This is a genomic window from Streptomyces sp. NPDC040718 (assembly GCF_055593565.1).
On the sequence record NZ_JBVIXO010000009.1, the window covers coordinates 55614 to 72171 of the forward strand.

Annotated in this window: 14 protein-coding genes and 1 pseudogene; 12 read left to right on the forward strand and 3 right to left on the reverse strand. The window is 72.2% G+C overall.

Going from position 1 to position 16558, the window contains the following annotated elements:
• Positions 1-65 precede the first annotated feature (65 nt).
• The 5 genes from ACZ597_RS22455 (at position 66) to ACZ597_RS22475 (ending at position 5047) form a co-directional block, all read left to right on the forward strand.
• Positions 66-1034, forward strand: coding sequence for a LysR family transcriptional regulator (locus ACZ597_RS22455; RefSeq protein WP_471332862.1), 969 nt, complete (start codon positions 66-68; stop codon positions 1032-1034).
• Between the two features lie 107 nt (positions 1035-1141).
• Positions 1142-2521, forward strand: a complete 1380-nt coding sequence (locus tag ACZ597_RS22460) for a nitrate/nitrite transporter (protein ID WP_471332865.1) — start codon at positions 1142-1144, stop codon at positions 2519-2521.
• Between the two features lie 130 nt (positions 2522-2651).
• Positions 2652-3803 carry a uroporphyrinogen-III synthase gene (locus tag ACZ597_RS22465; protein WP_471332867.1) on the forward strand — a complete coding sequence of 384 codons (1152 nt, stop codon included), beginning with the start codon at positions 2652-2654 and terminating at the stop codon, positions 3801-3803.
• 9 nt (positions 3804-3812) lie between these two features.
• Positions 3813-4361, forward strand: a complete 549-nt coding sequence (locus ACZ597_RS22470; RefSeq protein ID WP_471332870.1) for a GNAT family N-acetyltransferase — start codon at positions 3813-3815, stop codon at positions 4359-4361.
• Between the two features lie 92 nt (positions 4362-4453).
• Positions 4454-5047 (forward strand): CGNR zinc finger domain-containing protein, encoded by a 594-nt coding sequence (locus ACZ597_RS22475; RefSeq protein WP_471332873.1) that lies wholly within the window; start codon positions 4454-4456, stop codon positions 5045-5047.
• A 735-nt stretch (positions 5048-5782) separates the two neighbouring features.
• Here ACZ597_RS22475 and ACZ597_RS22480 read toward each other — a convergent pair.
• On the reverse strand, positions 5783-6133 hold the full coding sequence (locus tag ACZ597_RS22480) for a hypothetical protein (protein WP_470976502.1): 351 nt from the start codon (positions 6131-6133) through the stop codon (positions 5783-5785).
• Between the two features lie 223 nt (positions 6134-6356).
• Between ACZ597_RS22480 and ACZ597_RS22485 the strand changes: the two genes are divergently transcribed.
• Positions 6357-6887: a GNAT family N-acetyltransferase gene (locus ACZ597_RS22485; protein ID WP_471332876.1), complete on the forward strand. Its 531-nt coding sequence runs from the start codon at positions 6357-6359 to the stop codon at positions 6885-6887.
• Here the strand turns inward: ACZ597_RS22485 and ACZ597_RS22490 are convergent, their stop codons facing one another.
• A complete protein-coding gene (locus tag ACZ597_RS22490; protein ID WP_471332879.1) occupies positions 6888-7091 on the reverse strand; it encodes a hypothetical protein in 204 nt (67 codons plus the stop codon). It abuts the gene before it with no gap.
• 122 nt (positions 7092-7213) lie between these two features.
• On the opposite strand from ACZ597_RS22490, the pseudogene ACZ597_RS22495 reads away from it, so the two are divergent.
• From ACZ597_RS22495 to ACZ597_RS22510, 4 genes and pseudogenes are all read left to right on the forward strand, one after another.
• Positions 7214-8220, forward strand: a pseudogene (locus ACZ597_RS22495) (hypothetical protein).
• Between the two features lie 603 nt (positions 8221-8823).
• On the forward strand, positions 8824-11130 hold the full coding sequence (locus ACZ597_RS22500; RefSeq protein ID WP_471332881.1) for a HelD family protein: 2307 nt from the start codon (positions 8824-8826) through the stop codon (positions 11128-11130).
• A gap of 772 nt (positions 11131-11902) precedes the next feature.
• A complete protein-coding gene (locus tag ACZ597_RS22505) occupies positions 11903-13336 on the forward strand; it encodes an NAD-dependent malic enzyme (RefSeq protein ID WP_471332884.1) in 1434 nt (477 codons plus the stop codon).
• Positions 13337-13643: 307 nt separating this feature from the next.
• Complete coding sequence (locus tag ACZ597_RS22510; protein ID WP_007264399.1) at positions 13644-13925, forward strand: HU family DNA-binding protein; 282 nt, start codon at positions 13644-13646, stop codon at positions 13923-13925.
• Positions 13926-14083: 158 nt separating this feature from the next.
• Here ACZ597_RS22510 and murA read toward each other — a convergent pair whose 3' ends face one another.
• Positions 14084-15421: a UDP-N-acetylglucosamine 1-carboxyvinyltransferase gene (murA, locus tag ACZ597_RS22515; protein ID WP_007264398.1), complete on the reverse strand. Its 1338-nt coding sequence runs from the start codon at positions 15419-15421 to the stop codon at positions 14084-14086.
• Between the two features lie 262 nt (positions 15422-15683).
• On the opposite strand from murA, the gene ACZ597_RS22520 reads away from it, so the two are divergent.
• Together ACZ597_RS22520 and ACZ597_RS22525 are read left to right on the forward strand one after the other, a co-directional pair.
• Positions 15684-16244 carry a YqgE/AlgH family protein gene (locus tag ACZ597_RS22520; protein ID WP_471332887.1) on the forward strand — a complete coding sequence of 187 codons (561 nt, stop codon included), beginning with the start codon at positions 15684-15686 and terminating at the stop codon, positions 16242-16244.
• 28 nt (positions 16245-16272) lie between these two features.
• A complete protein-coding gene (locus ACZ597_RS22525; RefSeq protein ID WP_007264396.1) occupies positions 16273-16557 on the forward strand; it encodes a DUF3039 domain-containing protein in 285 nt (94 codons plus the stop codon).
• The last annotated feature ends 1 nt before the right edge of the window (position 16558 follow it).

The following is a 16558-nucleotide window of genomic DNA, read 5'->3' on the forward strand; positions in this document are numbered from 1 at the left end:
CCCCCGGGCCCGGTCCAACACCTGTTCCGGGGGCATTCACGCGCTCCCGTTGTTAATCTCCGGGGATGACCGCCCGTGACGTCGACCCCCGCCTGCTGCGCGGCTTCCTCGCGGTCGCCGAGGAACTGCACTTCTCCCGCGCCGCCGCCCGCCTCTACGTCGCCCAGCAGGCCCTCAGCCGCGACGTCCGCCGCCTCGAACAGGCCCTCGGCACCCCGCTGTTCCTGCGCACCACCCGCGCCGTCGAGCTCACCGCCGACGGCGAACGGCTGCTGCCCCACGCCCGAGACGTGCTCCGCGCCCACGAGGAACTCGCCGCCGCCTTCGCCGGACCGCCCCGCGCCCTGCTCGTCGACATGAACACCGACGGCCCCAGCACCGGCCGCCGGGTCCTGGAACGCGCCCGTGAACTCGCCCCCGGCTGCGAACTGATGGCCCGTTTCGAAAGCGGCCTCACCCACGCCGCCACCGAGATCGCCGCCGGCCGCCTCGACGTCTCCTTCGGCTACGCGGCCGGCCTCGAACCCGTCCTCCGCGCCCGGCTCGACCACCGCCCCGTACGCTACGAACCCCTCGCCGTACTGCTCCCCGAGGACCACCCGCTGGCCGTCCTGGACCGCGTACCGCTCGCCGCGCTCGCCGGGGAGTCCGTGTACGCCGGAGCCGGGAACCCGCGGACCCTGGAGTGGACCGGGCTGGCCCGCGAGCTCTTCGCCGGCCGGGGCATCGCCGTCGCCCCGCCCGCCCCCGTGGCGATGGGCAAGGAAGAGTTCGCAAGGGTCATGGCCAAGACCCGCAACCCCGTCCTGGCCGCCGTCGGCTTCCTCGACATGCCCGGCTGCGTCAAACGCCCCCTCGTCGACCCCGTACCGCTGTCGCCGCTGTCGATGGTGTGGCGCAAGGGCTTCGACCACCCCGGCCTCGACGCCCTCCACCGCGCCGCCACCGAACTCCAGAACGCCGGCGGCTGGCTGGAAGTCCCACCGGACGGCTGGCTCCCGGCAGCGCTCACACCCGGCCCGGACGGCGGGTGAGTGCAAGGTTTCCCACCGGTCATCCGGCGGGGACCGGGGCCGAAACGCGCCCTTCCTAGCCTCCTCGTCACGGACACGACAGCAGCTGTGGAGGGTGGAGGCGTGTGATGACCGGAAGTACGACCGCACCGCGCAGGGGAGGCCGCTGGATCGAGCGGTGGGACCCCGAGGACGAGACGTTCTGGCGGGAGGGCGGGGAGCGGATCGCCCGCCGCAACCTCCTCTACTCCGTGCTCTCCGAGCACATCGGCTTCTCGATCTGGTCGCTGTGGTCCGTGATGGTGCTCTTCATGGGACCCCAGTACGGCATCGACCCGGCCGGCAAGTTCTTCCTCATCGCCACCGCCACCGTCGTCGGAGCCCTCGTCCGCATCCCCTACACCTTCGCCGTCGCCCGCTTCGGCGGCCGCAACTGGACCGTCGTCAGCGCCCTGCTCCTCCTCGCGCCGACGATCGCCGCCCTCGTCGTCATGGAACCCGGAACCTCCTACGGCACCTTCGTCGCCGTGGCCGCGCTCACCGGCGTCGGCGGCGGCAACTTCGCCTCCTCCATGACGAACATCAACGCCTTCTTCCCGCTCCGCAAGAAGGGCTGGGCGCTCGGCCTCAACGCCGGCGGCGGCAACATCGGCGTCCCCGTCGTCCAGCTCGTCGCCCTGCTCGTCATCGGCACCGCCGGAGCCGGACACCCCCGGCTGCTGCTCTGGACCTACCTCCCGCTGATCGTCCTCGCCGCCGCACTGGCCCTCGTACGCATGGACAACCTGGCGCCGGTACGCAGCGACGGCGGCGCCGTCCGCGAGGCCGCCCGGGACGCCCACACCTGGATCATGGCCTTCCTCTACATCGGCACCTTCGGTTCCTTCATCGGCTACAGCTTCGCCTTCGGGCTCGTCCTCCAGACCCAGTTCGGACGCACACCGCTCCAGGCCGCCTCCCTGACCTTCATCGGCCCGCTCCTCGGCTCGCTCGTCCGGCCCGTCGGCGGGGCGCTCGCCGACCGCTTCGGCGGGGCCCGGATCACCCTGGCCACCTTCGTCGCCATGGCCGCCGCCACCGGAGTGGTCCTGCTGGCCTCCGTCCGCGCGTCCCTGCCGGTGTTCCTCGTCGGATTCGTGGCCCTGTTCGCGCTCAGCGGGCTCGGCAACGGCTCCACCTACAAGATGATCCCCGGCATCTTCGCCGCGAAGGCCCTCGCCCGCGGCCTCGACGGCGAAGAAGCCGCGGCCCACGGCAGGCGGCTGTCCGGCGCCGCCATGGGAATCATCGGAGCCGTCGGCGCACTCGGCGGACTCGCCATCAACCTCGTCTTCCGGTCGGCGTTCCTGGAATCCGGCTCCGGAACGGCCGCCTTCACCACCTTCCTCGGCTTCTACGCGGCGTGCTGCGCCGTCACCTGGGCGGTATACCTTCGCCGGCCCGCCGCCGCCCCGGCCCCCGCAGCCGACGGGCAGGGGGACAGGAAGGCGCAGCTCACCGCCGTGTGAGATGTCACCGGGCCGGTTGCCGGCCGGTTAACTGGCCCGAAATACGGTGGAACCGAGCCTGACACGCCGCCTTGGCAGGCTCGGAACATCCCCGACGCAGGAAACCCTCAGGGCAAGGCAGGTCACCACGATGGACGACGCTACGCACGGCCCCCTGGCCGGATTCACCGTCGGAGTCACCGCCGCCCGGAGGGCGGACGAACTCATCGCCCTGCTGCGCAGGCGCGGAGCCGCCGTCATCCACGCCCCCGCCCTGCGGATCGTGCCGCTCGCCGACGACAGCGAGCTGATGGCCGCCACCAAGGAACTCGTCGACAACCCGCCCGACGCCGTCGTCGCCACCACCGCCATCGGATTCCGCGGCTGGATCGAAGCCGCCGACGGCTGGGGCATCGGCGAACAGCTGCTGGAACGGCTGCGCACCACCGAACTGCTGGCGCGCGGCCCCAAGGTCAAGGGCGCCGTACGGGCCGCCGGGCTGGTGGAGGCCTGGTCCCCGCAGTCGGAATCGCTGGCCGAGGTGCTGGACCGGCTGCTCGCCGGCGGCGTCGCCGGGCGGCGCATCGCGCTCCAGCTGCACGGGGAGCCCCTCCCCGGGTTCGTGGAGGCCCTGCGCGAGGGCGGGGCCGAGGTGGTGCCCGTACCGGTCTACCGGTGGATGCCGCCCGAAGACCTCGCACCGCTGGACCGGCTGCTGGACGCGATCGCCGTCGGGACGGTGGACGCCGTCGCCTTCACCTCGGCGCCGGCCGCCGCCTCCCTGCTGTCCCGGGCCGCCGGGCGGGGGCTGCGCGAGGCGGCGCTGGAGGCCCTGCGCGGGCCCGTGCTCGCGGCGTGCGTGGGGCCGGTCACCGCGCTGCCGCTCCAGGCCGAAGGGGTGGAGACCGTCCAGCCGGAGCGGTTCCGGCTCGGGCCGCTCGTGCAGACGCTGTGCCGCGAACTCCCCGGCCGGGCGCGGGTGCTGCCCGTCGCCGGACACCGGCTGGAGATCCGGGGGCACGCGGTGCTCGTCGACGACGGGCTGCGCCCCGTCCCGCCCGCCGGGATGGCCCTGCTGGCCGCGCTCGCCCGGCGGCCCGGCTGGGTGGTGTCCCGGGCGGAACTGCTGAGGACGCTGCCGGGGGCGGGCACCGACGAGCACGCCGTCGAGACGGCGATGGCCCGGCTGCGGGCGGCCCTGGGGGCGCCGCGGCTGGTCCAGACGGTGGTCAAGCGGGGGTACCGGCTGTCGCTGGACGCGGGGGAGGGCGAGGGCTGGAGCGCGGGGGCGGGTCTCCGTTAACGTGCCCGCATGATCATCAACGGGGTGGAGATGAAGGGCCTGGCGGTCGAACACGCCGCCGGGCTGGCCGACGTACTGACGCGCAACCGGGAGGCCATGAGGCCGTACGAGCCCCTGCGCACCGAGAAGTTCTACACCGAGGCCGGACAGCTGGAGCGCATCGAGGGGATGCTCGACGACCGCGACGGGGGACGGCTCGTGCCGTACGTGTTCGTCGAGGCGGCCAGTGGCGCCGTCCTCGGGGCGATGAACCTCGGCAGCATCGCGCTCGGGCCGCTGTGCGGCGGCGGCGTCGGCTACTGGATCGACCGGGCCTGGCACGGCAAGGGGCTGGCCACCGCCGGGCTCGCGGAGGTCCTCCGGGCTGCCCGCGAGGAGCTCGGGCTCCACCGGGTGGAGGCCCAGACGATGGTGGACAACTACGCCTCCATGCGGGTCCTGGCCAAGAACGGCTTCACCGAGATCGGACTCGCCCCCAAGTACCTCCACATCAACGGAGCCTGGCGCGACCACCGCCTCTTCCAGCGGGTGCTGCACGACGAAGCGCCGAGCGCCTGACCGCGCGGGGGCTTCCGCTTCAGGGCCGTCAGCGGCACTCTGGGGGCGTCCCAGTCCCACGGCGATGAGGCGGCGACGAGGCGGTGACGGGCATGCGGACGGGCATGTGGACGGGCATGTGGTTCGACTCCGGGCGGGTCTGTCTGGACCTGCTGGCCACCGGGTGCACGGACACCGAGGGGCTCCGCGACGGCGACGAGCTGCGGCTGTGGCTCGTCGGCGCCGGCCTGGTCCCCGACCGGACCCCGCTCGGACGGCTCGGGCCCGACTGGGTGGAGGCCTTCCGCGCGCTGCGCCACGACGTGGGCACCCTCGTACGGGCCGAACTCGCCGGCACCGGCCCGGAGGAGGACGCCCTGGCCCGGGTGAACGCGGCCGCCGCGGGACCGCCCCCGGGCGTGTGCGCGGTACGGGACCAGGAGGGCCACCTCGTCCGGGAACTCTGCGGCGGGGTGGAGTGCGCCGGAATGCTGGCCGCGGTGGCCCGGGACGCGGTGGAGCTCCTCACCGACCCCGGCGACCTGGCCCTGACCCGGTCCTGCGAGGGCGACGGCTGCGCCCGCCTCTACCTGGACACCTCCCGCGGCCACCGCCGGCGGTGGTGCTCGAGCGAACTGTGCGGCAACAGGGAACGCGTGGCCCGCCACCGGCGGCGGGTGCGGGAGGTGGCGGGGGTGGAGGGGTAGCGGGGTACGTGGTTTGTCGCGCGGGCGGGCTATCTCCCCCTCGACCCCCTGGGGTCGGGCGGTGGTTGCCCACCCGCCTCCCTGGATGCGGGCCGGTGGGGTGGGGAGCGGTAGTCCCTGGGGCGGTGTCGCAGTCGGTTTGGGGGTTTCCCGTCAGTCCCATCGTCCTTCCGGTTCGTGCCGGTCCCTCAAGGGCGCTCCTTCGTCGCGTCGCTTCGCGATGGCCTTCGGCCACCCTTGACCGACCGTCCCGCCCCGGAAAGCCGAAAGACTGCCGGGAAACCCCCAAAAGAACGGCACGGTCGAGAGGGAAGGGACGGGTCCGTCAGCGATGAGGCGACGGGACCGGGCCATGGCCGACCGGGCATCCGGGCCCTCAACAGTCACGATTCCGGACCAGGGGCGCGACTACCCGCACGAGAGGTCGATCAGAGCGGCCCACGGGACCCTCAGACGCACCAGATCGCTACGCGCTCCTGTCGGCTCGGCGTCCGGCGACCGTCCGGGGCTGATACCCGGACCACATGCCGACCAGAGCGGCCCAGGAGCCGGTGGGCGCGTCAGATCCCCACGCGACTTCGCGGATTTCGGCGTCGGACGACCGTCTGAGGCTGGTGCCGCAGTTGTGGTTGTGGACGACGGACCGAGAGGCATCGACGAGCACGACCGGACGGCCTGGTGTGCACTCCCGATGCGGGCCGCGTGGACGGCCTGCACCTTCGGGTATTCCCCGTCCTACGGGGCGTCGAAGCGGACGGAGCGGACCTCCAGGGTGTCCTTGGCCGGCGCGCCATTGGCCCGCAGCCGCCACTGAGAGCCTTCGCAGCTCGCGTTGAGGTAGACGGTCACGGCGGTGTCGGTCTGGTTGTGCGGGCCGTAGGCGGGCAGCTCGTCGTCGTCGCCGACAGGGTAGAGGTTGATGCACTTGCCACTGTGCGGGTCGTGCAGCGTGGCGTACTGCTCCTGGCCGTGGCCGTCCACGTACTTGTAGTGGAAGTTGCCCTGGGCGGCCTGGGCCGAGCCGGACATCGACAGGACAAGCGTGAGGGCGCCGAGACAGGCGCCGAGGGTGCTGCGGAGCTTCATCAGAGGGAAATCCCTTCCGGAAGTGATCGAAAGCGCACGAAGGGGAGGTGCGAGCCCGACCATAGGAGAGGTGTCAGGTGATGAATCGATCCGCTGGATCACCCGTTCTGGCGCGTCACCCCGGCTCCACCTGTTCGGGTCAGAACGGGCCTGCTTCCCCGCGTTCCAGCCGTCGGAAGACGGTCGCGAGATTGGTCGGACAGGCGCTGGCTAGGCTTCAAGGGTGAACGACACGACAGCTGGCATACGTATCCGACCCGGTGTCCTCGCGGACGCTCCGGCCGTGCTCGACATGCTCGACGGCGCGGTCGCGTGGATGAACTCCCGTGGCAACACCGATCAGTGGGGCACCACCCCGTACTCGCAGAAGCCCGGCGGGGTGGAGCGGGTCGAGCGGTACCTGACCGAGAACACGCCGTGGATCGCCGAGCTGGACGGTGTCCCGGTCGGGGCCATGGTGTTGGACTCCGGTCCCAGTCCCCAGATGCCGATCAAGCCGACTGAGGAGCCTGAGCTGTACGTGCGGCTGCTCGTCTCCGACCGGGCGCGGCAGGGTCTGGGCATCGGCGCGGCCCTGCTGGCGCACGCCGCCGACGAGACGCGCCGGGCCGGCCTGGAGCTCCTGCGCGTGGACTGCTGGGCGGGCGGCGGGGGCGAGCTGGTCGCCTTCTACGAGCGCAACGGCTTCACCTCCACCGACAGCTTCCTGTCCGGCGAATGGCCGGGGCAGGTCCTGGCCCGCCGTCTGGTCTGATCACGTCGCGGGTTCGACGTTGGCGATCGCGGTGGTGAACTCGCGGCCGGACGCACCACGGATGTAGGCCAGTTCCATCCAGTGCTCGATGCCGGTGTCCGAGACGTTCTCCTTGACCACGGCCATCAGCACGCCCTCGGCGCCGGAGGCGATGTCGCGCACGTGCTGACGGAGAAGCCGGTGGGGGACGTACTCCTGGCTCATGGGTCGCTCCTTGCTTCAGGGGTCACCGGTCGGTGTGACGAGGCAACCGCGCGGAGCCCCCGCGCGAGTACCGTTGGAGCGTCGGAGAAGCATGCAAGCCATGCACCTGTGGGGAGTTGCTCATGGCGCGACGCTCACGCACACCCAACACCGGTCTGTCGACGCTCCTTGAGCAGGCCGGATGGTCAAGAAGCCAGTTCGCCTCGATCGTGAACCGCATCGGCGCGGAGGCCGGGCTCCTGCTCAAGTACGGTCAGCCCGCCGTGTCCCAGTGGGTGGCGGGACACCAGCCGAGGCCGCAGGTCAGGGCGCTGATCATCGAGGCGTTCGAACGGAAACTGGCACGGCCGGTCACCTACGCCGAGGCAGGGCTCACGCCCCCCGGCGGGGCGGCGGAGGCGGACACTGTGCGGGAACTCGTAGACCTCGGAAGGGCCGACATGGATCCGTCCCGACGCCGCGTGATCGCGGCAGGACTACTACGTGTCCGCGCTGAAGCTGGCCGGGGAGGCGGAGGAGCACGTCACCTACTGCCGGACCCTGCGCGGCATGTCGCTCCAGGCCTCCAACCTCGGCTACGGCAGGCGCGCCCTCGAACTCGCCGACTCGGCGGCGGAAGCGGCACCCTCCGCCGGTCCGCGCCTGGTGGCGTTCCTGCGCGGGCAGCAGGCGCACGGCGCGGCCATGGTCGGCGACAGGCGGCAGGGCCTTCGTCCGGCTGCGGGAAGCCGAGGAGGCGCTCGCCCGGGCGGACGACCGGCGGGAGTCGATCGGCGGCTACGACCGGACCGCCTACCTCTTCCACGTCGCCCACGTCCTGAACGAGACGAAGGACGTACCGGGCTCGGTACGGACCCTGCGCGAATCGATCCGGCTGCAGCCCGCCAACGAGCGGCAGGGCCGCCTGCACGCGTACGGGGTCCTCGCCCAGCGCCAGCTGTCCATCGGCCACGTCGAGGCCGCGTGCGAATCGTGGGGGCGCTTCCTGGACGAGTACGAGGCCCTGTCCTCCGCCCGGGGCGACGAACACTTCGAGGTGATGAAGCTCCGCCTCCGCCCCCACGGCACCGTCCGGGCAGTACGAGACCTCCGCGAGCGCGCCCACCTCGTCGGCGCCCTCAAGGCCTGACCGGTCCGCAGGCTCCCCACCCGACCAGGGGAGCCTGCGACGCCCGACAGCGCTCTGATCAACCTCTGGTGCGGGTATCAGCCCCGGACGGTCGCCGGACGCCGAGCCGACAGGAGCGCGTAGCGATCCGGTGCGCCCGGGTGCTCCGTAGGCCGCTCTGGTCAACCTCTCGTGCGGGTAGCCGCGCCCTCGCCCGGAATCGCGACTGTTGAGGGCCCGGATGCCCGGCAGGGCGAGCCCCGGCCCCTCGCCTCATCGCTGACGCGGCCGCTCCCCTCCTCCTGCCCGGTGACCGTTCTTTTGGGGGTTTCCCGGCAGTCTTTCGGCTTTCCGGGGCGGGTCGGTCGGTCAAGGGTGGCCGAAGGCCATCGCGTAGCGACGCGAACGCAGTGAGCGCCCTTGAGGGACCGGGACGACACGGAAGGACGATGGGACTGACGGGAAACCCCCAAACCAGCCCTGACACCGCCCAGCCGACCCCCGCCCCCACCGACCCACCCCCCACGTACCCTCAAACCGCCCGCCCCCCAAGACCGGCGTGCGGAGACGGCCTGGATTCGCGTACGGTTGACGGTCGCCCATGCACGTCAGAAGGGGGCCTTGGTGGCCGCGCAGAATGCCGCTGTCGACAGCACGGCGGATTCCGTCCGCGATCGGGAGATCGCGGTCGAGCAGACGCATCTCGATCAGGTGTACCGACGCCTTGAGGAGAAGATCCACGAGGCCGAGTTCCTCATGAACGACGCCGCCCAGCGCGGCCAGGTCGGCACGCCCGGGGCGCTCGCCGAGCGGGACGCGCAGGTGTTCCGCGCCGGGATCCACCTCAACCGGCTCAACAACGAGTTCGAGGACTTCCTCTTCGGCCGGATCGACCTCGTCCTCGGCAAGGACGGGGAGCGCGGCCCGGACGGGGCCTACACCTCCATCCAGCCCGCCGACGACGCGATCCGCGCCGACCTCACCGCCGACATCGCGGAGACCCTGCACATCGGCCGCATCGGCGTGCTCGACTCCGACTACTCGCCCCTCGTGATCGACTGGCGCGCCCCCGCGGCCGCGCCGTTCTACCGCTCGACCCCCAAGGACCCCGGCCGGGTCATCCGCCGCCGCGTGATCCGCTCCAAGGGCCGCAAGGTGCTCGGCGTCGAGGACGACCTGATGCGCCCGGAGGTCACCGCCTCCCTCGACGGCCGGGAGCTGCCCGCCATCGGGGACGGCGCGCTGATGGCCGCACTCGGGCGGGCCCGTACGCACACCATGCGGGACATCGTCTCCTCCATCCAGGCCGAGCAGGACATGGTCATCCGGGCCCCCGCCGCCTCCGTCGCGGAGGTGGCCGGCGGGCCGGGCACCGGGAAGACGGCCGTCGCCCTGCACCGTGCCGCGTACCTCCTCTACCAGGACCGCCGCCGCTACTCCGGCGGCATCCTGATCGTCTCCCCGACCCCCCTCCTCGTCGCGTACACCGAGGGCGTGCTGCCCTCGCTCGGCGAGGAGGGCCAGGTCGCCATCCGGGCGCTCGGCTCGCTCGTCGACGGGGCCGAGGCGAGCACGTACGACGAGCCGCCCGTCGCCCGGATCAAGGGCTCCTCGCGGATGCTGAAGGTGCTCCGGAAGGCCGTCCGGGGCGCCTTGGAGCTGGGCGACGCGCCCGAGCGGCTGCGCGTGGTGGCCTTCGGCCGCCGCGTGGAGCTGGAGGCGCCGGAGCTGAACCGGATCCGGCAGAACGTGCTCGGCGGCACCGCCCCCGTGAACCTGCTGCGCCCGCGCGCCCGCAAGCTCCTCCTGGACGCCCTGTACGCGAAGACGGGCGCGTCCGGCCGGCACAGTGATCCGGAGCTGGCCGCCGAGCTGCGCAGCGCGTTCGACGAGGACATCTCCACCGAGGACGACTTCCTCGGCTTCCTGAACGCCTGGTGGCCGGAGCTGACCCCGCGCCGGGTGCTGGCCGCGATGGCCGACGAGCGCCGCCTGGGCCGCTGGTCGCGCCGGGACCTGAACCCGCGCGAGACCCGGCAGCTGGCGCGTTCGCTGCGCCGGGTCGGCGCGGACGGCTCCGGCCCGCTCTCGGTGCACGACGTGGCGCTGCTGGACGAGCTGGGCCAGCTCCTCGGCGCGCCGGCCCGCCCGAAGCGGAAGCGGGAGCTGGATCCGCTGGACCAGCTCAGCGGGCTGGAGGAGCTGATGCCGACCCGCGAGGAGACCCAGTGGGAGCGGGCGGAGCGGATCGCGGCCGAGCGGACCGAGTACGCGCACGTGATCGTGGACGAGGCGCAGGACCTGACGCCGATGCAGTGGCGGATGGTGGGCCGGCGGGGCCGTACGGGTACCTGGACGGTCGTCGGGGACCCGGCGCAGTCCTCGTGGACGGACCCGGACGAGGCGGCTGCCGCGCGGGACGAGGCGCTCGGCTCCCGGCCGCGCAGGCGGTTCACGCTGACCGTGAACTACCGCAACCCGGCCGAGGTCGCGGAGGTGGCCGCGCGGGTGCTGGAGCTGGCGATGCCGGGCATGGAGCCGCCGACGGCGGTGCGTTCGACGGGCCTGGAGCCCCGCTTCACGGCGGCCGGGGAGGACCTGGGCGCCTCGGTGCGGGAGGAGACCCGGCGGTTGCTGGAGCAGGTGGACGGCACGGTCGGCGTGGTCGTGGCCATGGACCGGCGCGCGCAGGCGGCGGGCTGGTTGGCGGACCTGGGCGAGCGGGCGGTGGCGCTGGGCAGCCTGGAGGCCAAGGGCCTGGAGTACGACGCCACGGTGGTGGTCTCCCCGGCGGAGATCGCGCAGGAGTCCCCGGCGGGCCTGCGGGTGCTGTACGTGGCGCTGACGCGCGCGACGCAGCAGCTGACGGTGGTCTCGGCGGAGGGCGACAGGCCGGGCGCGGACGGGGTCCCGGAGCTGCTGCGGCCGTGACCGGCCCGCCCGGCCGTGACCGGCGCCCGCCCCGGCCGTGACCGGCCCGCCCCGGCCGTGACCGGCCCGCCCCGGCCGGGGGCCCGTCCGCCCCGGCCGTGACCGGCCCGCCCCGGCCGGGGGCCCGTCCGCCCCGGCCGTGACCGGCCCGCCCCGGCCGGGGGCCCGTCCGCCCCGGCAGCGGCCGGCATAGCCCCGGCAGGGGGACCGCCCGCCCCGTAGGCGGCCGCCACAGCTCCGCCGGAGCCGTGGCGGAGTTCCGCCGGGGCCGCCCCGGCACGCCGTCGCCGCGCCGGGCCCCTGACCGTGCGTGACGCCCGCCAGGACTGCCGCGGGCCGTCCCCGGACGGCCCGCGGCCAGGCGCGTGATCCGGTGTGTCCAACTCGCGGGAGGGGGGATCGCTTCCGGCGATCCTTTGTTAGCCTGGGTACGACACCGGCTCGATCCAAGCCCCCGGGCCCAACCTTCGTCGCTTAGAGCGACCACTTGCCGCGAGGCGAGCATGGCGGGTCGGTGTCTTTAGTCCTGACACCAGGTCCGCGCCCTCCACCGAGTGGGGGGCGCGGACCTGTTTTGTATTAACCCACCATTCCGGGCGTCACAGTTCTCTCGTATGGTGGAAGAGTCTTTCCGAAATTTGTAGCTGGTTACCTTGTACCGGCTGGTAGGTGGGACGATCGGACAACAGGTCCTGCCCACCCGCCCATCGCCGGACGGAGTCGGGCCGGATCCGTGTACAGCGAAACCAGGGACAGAAGAGGAAACACGGCCATGGCAACGGCGCCCAGCGTCTCGTATTCGATGACGGTCCGCCTGGAAGTGCCCGCGAGCGGAACCGCGGTCTCCCAGCTCACCACCGCCGTGGAGTCTTCCGGAGGGTCGGTCACCGGCCTCGACGTCACCGCCTCCGGGCACGAGAAGCTCCGCATCGACGTCACCATCGCCGCCACCTCCACCGCGCACGCCGACGAGATCGTCGAGAAGCTCCGCGGCATCGAGGGCGTCAGCCTCGGCAAGGTCTCCGACCGAACCTTCCTGATGCACCTCGGCGGCAAGATCGAGATGTCGTCCAAGCACCCCATCCGCAACCGAGACGACCTCTCGATGATCTACACCCCGGGCGTCGCCCGCGTGTGCATGGCCATCGCCGAGAACCCCGAGGACGCGCGCCGCCTCACCATCAAGCGCAACTCCGTCGCAGTCGTGACCGACGGCTCCGCCGTCCTGGGCCTCGGCAACATCGGCCCGATGGCCGCGCTGCCCGTCATGGAGGGCAAGGCGGCCCTCTTCAAGCGCTTCGCCGGCATCGACGCCTGGCCGATCTGCCTCGACACCCAGGACGCCGACGAGATCGTCGCCATCGTCAAGGCCATCGCCCCGGGCTTCGCCGGCATCAACCTGGAGGACATCTCCGCGCCGCGCTGCTTCGAGATCGAGGCCCGCCTGCGCGAGGCCCTCGACATCCCTGTCTTCCACGACGACCAGCACGGCACCGCCATCGTCGTCCTCGCCGCCCTGACCAACGCACTTCGCGTGGTGGGCAAGGCAGTTGAGGACGTCAAGGTGGTCATGTCGGGTGCCGGCGCCGCCGGTACGGCCATCCTCAAGCTGCTCCTCGCGGCGGGCGTCAAGAACGCCGTCAGCGCCGACATCCACGGTGTCGTGCACGCCGGCCGCCCCGACCTGGTCGACGCCGCGCCGGACTCCCCGCTGCGCTGGATCGCCGACAACACCAACCCCGAGGGCTACACCGGCACCCTCAAGGAGGCCGTGGTCGGCGCCGACGTCTTCATCGGCGTCTCCGCCCCGAACGTGCTCTCCGGCGAGGACGTCGCCGCCATGGCCGAGGGTGCCATCGTGTTCGCGCTCGCGAACCCGGACCCGGAGGTCGACCCGGCCGTCGCGCGTCAGACGGCCGCCGTCGTGGCCACCGGCCGCTCGGACTTCCCGAACCAGATCAACAACGTGCTGGTCTTCCCGGGCGTCTTCCGCGGCCTGCTGGACGCCCAGTCGCGGACCGTGAACACCGACATGATGCTGGCCGCCGCGGCCGCCCTCGCCGACGTCGTCGGCCAGGACGAGCTGAACGCGAACTACATCATCCCGTCCGTCTTCAACGACAAGGTCGCCGGAGCCGTCGCGGGTGCCGTCCGCAAGGCCGCGCAGGCCGCCCAGGCCCCCGCTGTGACGGGGCCCACGGTCTGATCCCGGCGCGTCGCGGGATGCGGGCCCGCCGGGGCGCCCATAGGGTTGCGGGGATGCCCGCGTGGCCCGCGGTCCGCATCCACCGGAGCCCCCGGTGCGGACGGAGCGTCACCGAGGCGTGACTGTGGCGCTTTTCGTGTGACCCTGGCGGGTGCCGGATTGGCTTTCCCGCCGCTGGTGGGGGCAGGATGCGTAACCGGGCGAGAGGGTCTGACGTTCAGACCCGGGTCCGGGGACTGTCCTAGGGCCCTGGCAGCATCGGCTTCGATCTCACGCCTCTAAGGCAAGTTGAACACGGGAGTACAACATGAACCGCAGTGAGCTGGTGGCCGCTCTGTCCGAGCGCGCCGAGGTGACCCGCAAGGACGCCGACGCCGTTCTGGCCGCGCTCGCCGAGACCGTCGGCGAGATCGTCGCCAAGGGCGACGAGAAGGTCACCATCCCCGGCTTCCTGACCTTCGAGCGCACCCACCGTGCCGCTCGCACCGCGCGCAACCCGCAGACCGGCGACCCCATCCAGATCCCGGCCGGCTACAGCGTGAAGGTCTCCGCGGGCTCCAAGCTCAAGGAAGCCGCCAAGGGCAAGTAGTACCGCCCTTGTGCCGAGGGCCGCACAGGCCCTCGGGACGGCAGTGGTACGTAGAACGGCCGAGGGCGGCCACCCCGCAGGGGGTGGCCGCCCTCAGGCCTTTCCAGGGCCCCGCAGGGGCCCGGCAGGGGCCCCGGAGGGCCCCCGCGGGGGGAAGATCAGACCAGGTCGCCGTTGGGCAGCTCGACCTTGGCTCCGAGCTCCTGGAGCTTCTCCATGAAGTTCTCGTAGCCGCGGTTGATCAGGTCGATGCCGTGGACGCGCGAGGTGCCCTCGGCCGCCAGCGCCGCGATCAGGTACGAGAACCCGCCGCGCAGGTCGGGGATGACCAGGTCGGCGCCCTGCAGCTTGGTCGGGCCGGAGACGACCGCCGAGTGCAGGAAGTTGCGCTGGCCGAAGCGGCAGGCGCTGCCGCCCAGGCACTCGCGGTACAGCTGGATGTGAGCACCCATCTGGTTGAGCGCCGAGGTGAAGCCCAGCCGGGACTCGTACACCGTCTCGTGGACGATCGACAGGCCCGTGGCCTGCGTCAGGGCGACGACCAGCGGCTGCTGCCAGTCGGTCTGGAAGCCGGGGTGCACGTCCGTCTCCAGCGCGATGGCCTTCAGCGGGCCGCCCGGGTGCCAGAAGCGGATGCCCTCGTCGTCGATCTCGAAGGCGCCGCCGACCTTCCGGTACGTGTTGAGGAAGGTCATCATCGAGCGCTGCTGGGCGCCGCGCACGTAGATGTTGCCGCCGGTCGCCAGGGCCGCGGAAGCCCAGGACGCGGCCTCCAGGCGGTCCGGGAGCGCCTTGTGGTTGTAGCCGCTCAGGCGGTCGACACCGGTGATCCGGATGGTCCGGTCGGTGTCCACGGAGATGATCGCGCCCATCTTCTGCAGTACGCAGATGAGGTCCTCGATCTCCGGTTCCACGGCGGCGTTGCTGAGCTCGGTCACGCCCTCGGCCAGGACGGCCGTCAGCAGGACCTGCTCGGTCGAGCCGACCGAGGGGTAGGGCAGGCGGATCTTGCACCCGCGGAGGCGCTGCGGGGCCTCCAGGTACTGGCCGCCCTCGCGCTTCTCGATGGTCGCGCCGAACTGGCGGAGCACGTCGAAGTGGAAGTCGATCGGACGGCCGCCGATGTCACAGCCGCCCAGGCCCGGGATGAAGGCGTGGCCGAGGCGGTGCAGCAGCGGGCCGCAGAAGAGGATCGGGATGCGGGAGGAGCCCGCGTGCGCGTCGATGTCGGCGACGTTCGCACTCTCGACGTAGGTCGGGTCGAGGATCAGCTCGCCCGGCTCTTCGCCGGGGCGCACGGTCACGCCGTGCAGCTGGAGCAGACCGCGCACGACCCGCACGTCACGGATGTCGGGAACATTGCGCAGTCGGCTCGGCTCGCTGCCGAGCAGGGCGGCCACCATGGCCTTCGGCACGAGGTTCTTCGCACCGCGGACACGGATCTCGCCCTCGAGCGGGGTTCCGCCGTGGACAAGCAGGACATCGTTGCCGGTCATGGATCTCGCGTTCCGGAGTGGATGGGCAGGGGACCAGACGTAAGGGTAAGGGCCACCACCCCCATGTTTGTATGGGTGACGGGGCCGTAGGACTGTCATGAATACGGCACGGCACCCTCGGTGTCCGCCAGGTAGCGGAGTGTTGCGTTCCGGCGCCCGGGACGGCGCGCGCTCCTCTCTGCCGCCGTGCGCCCTGAGCTGCGCTTGATCCGATACCGCCGCCCGCTCCCCCCGAAGGGCGATTGTGCGAGATCATGTGCCCATGACCGAGGTGTCCTCCCTCACAGGGCGGCTGCTCGTGGCCACCCCCGCCCTCGCGGACCCGAATTTCGACCGCGCGGTGGTGCTGTTGCTCGACCACGACGAGCAGGGCTCGCTCGGCGTGGTCCTCAACCGGCCCACCCCCGTGGACGTCCGCGACATCCTGCTCCCCTGGGCCCCGCTGGCCGGCGATCCGGGGGTGGTGTTCCAGGGCGGCCCCGTCGCACTGGACTCGGCCCTGGGCGTCGCGGTGATACCCGGGGAGGAGGGCCCGATCGGCTGGCGCCGGGTGCACGGGGCGATCGGCCTCGTCGACCTGGAGGCACCGCCCGAACTCCTCGCCGCCGCCCTGGGCGCCCTGCGCATCTTCGCCGGGTACTCCGGATGGGGCCCCGGCCAGTTGGAGGACGAGCTGGGCGGCGGCGCCTGGTACGTCGTCGACTCCGAACCCGGCGACGTCTCCCACCCCGACCCCGAACGGCTGTGGCGGGCGGTGCTGCGCCGCCAGCGCAGCGAGCTCGCGATGGTCGCCACCTATCTGGACGACCCGTCGCTGAACTGAGCCCGGCGGGGTTCAGTACCCTGGTTTTATGAGCACTCTTGAGCCCGAGCGCGGGACTGGTACGGGGACCCTCGTAGAACCGACGCCGCAGGTGTCCCACGGCGACGGCGACCACGAGCGCTTCGCCCACTACGTCCAGAAGGACAAGATCATGGCGAGCGCGCTCGACGGCACCCCCGTCGTGGCGCTCTGCGGCAAGGTCTGGGTCCCGGGCCGCGACCCGAAGAAGTACCCCGTCTGCCCCATGTGCAAGGAGATCTACGAGTCCATGGGCGCCGGCGGCGACAAGGACAAGGGCGGCAAGGACAAGTAGC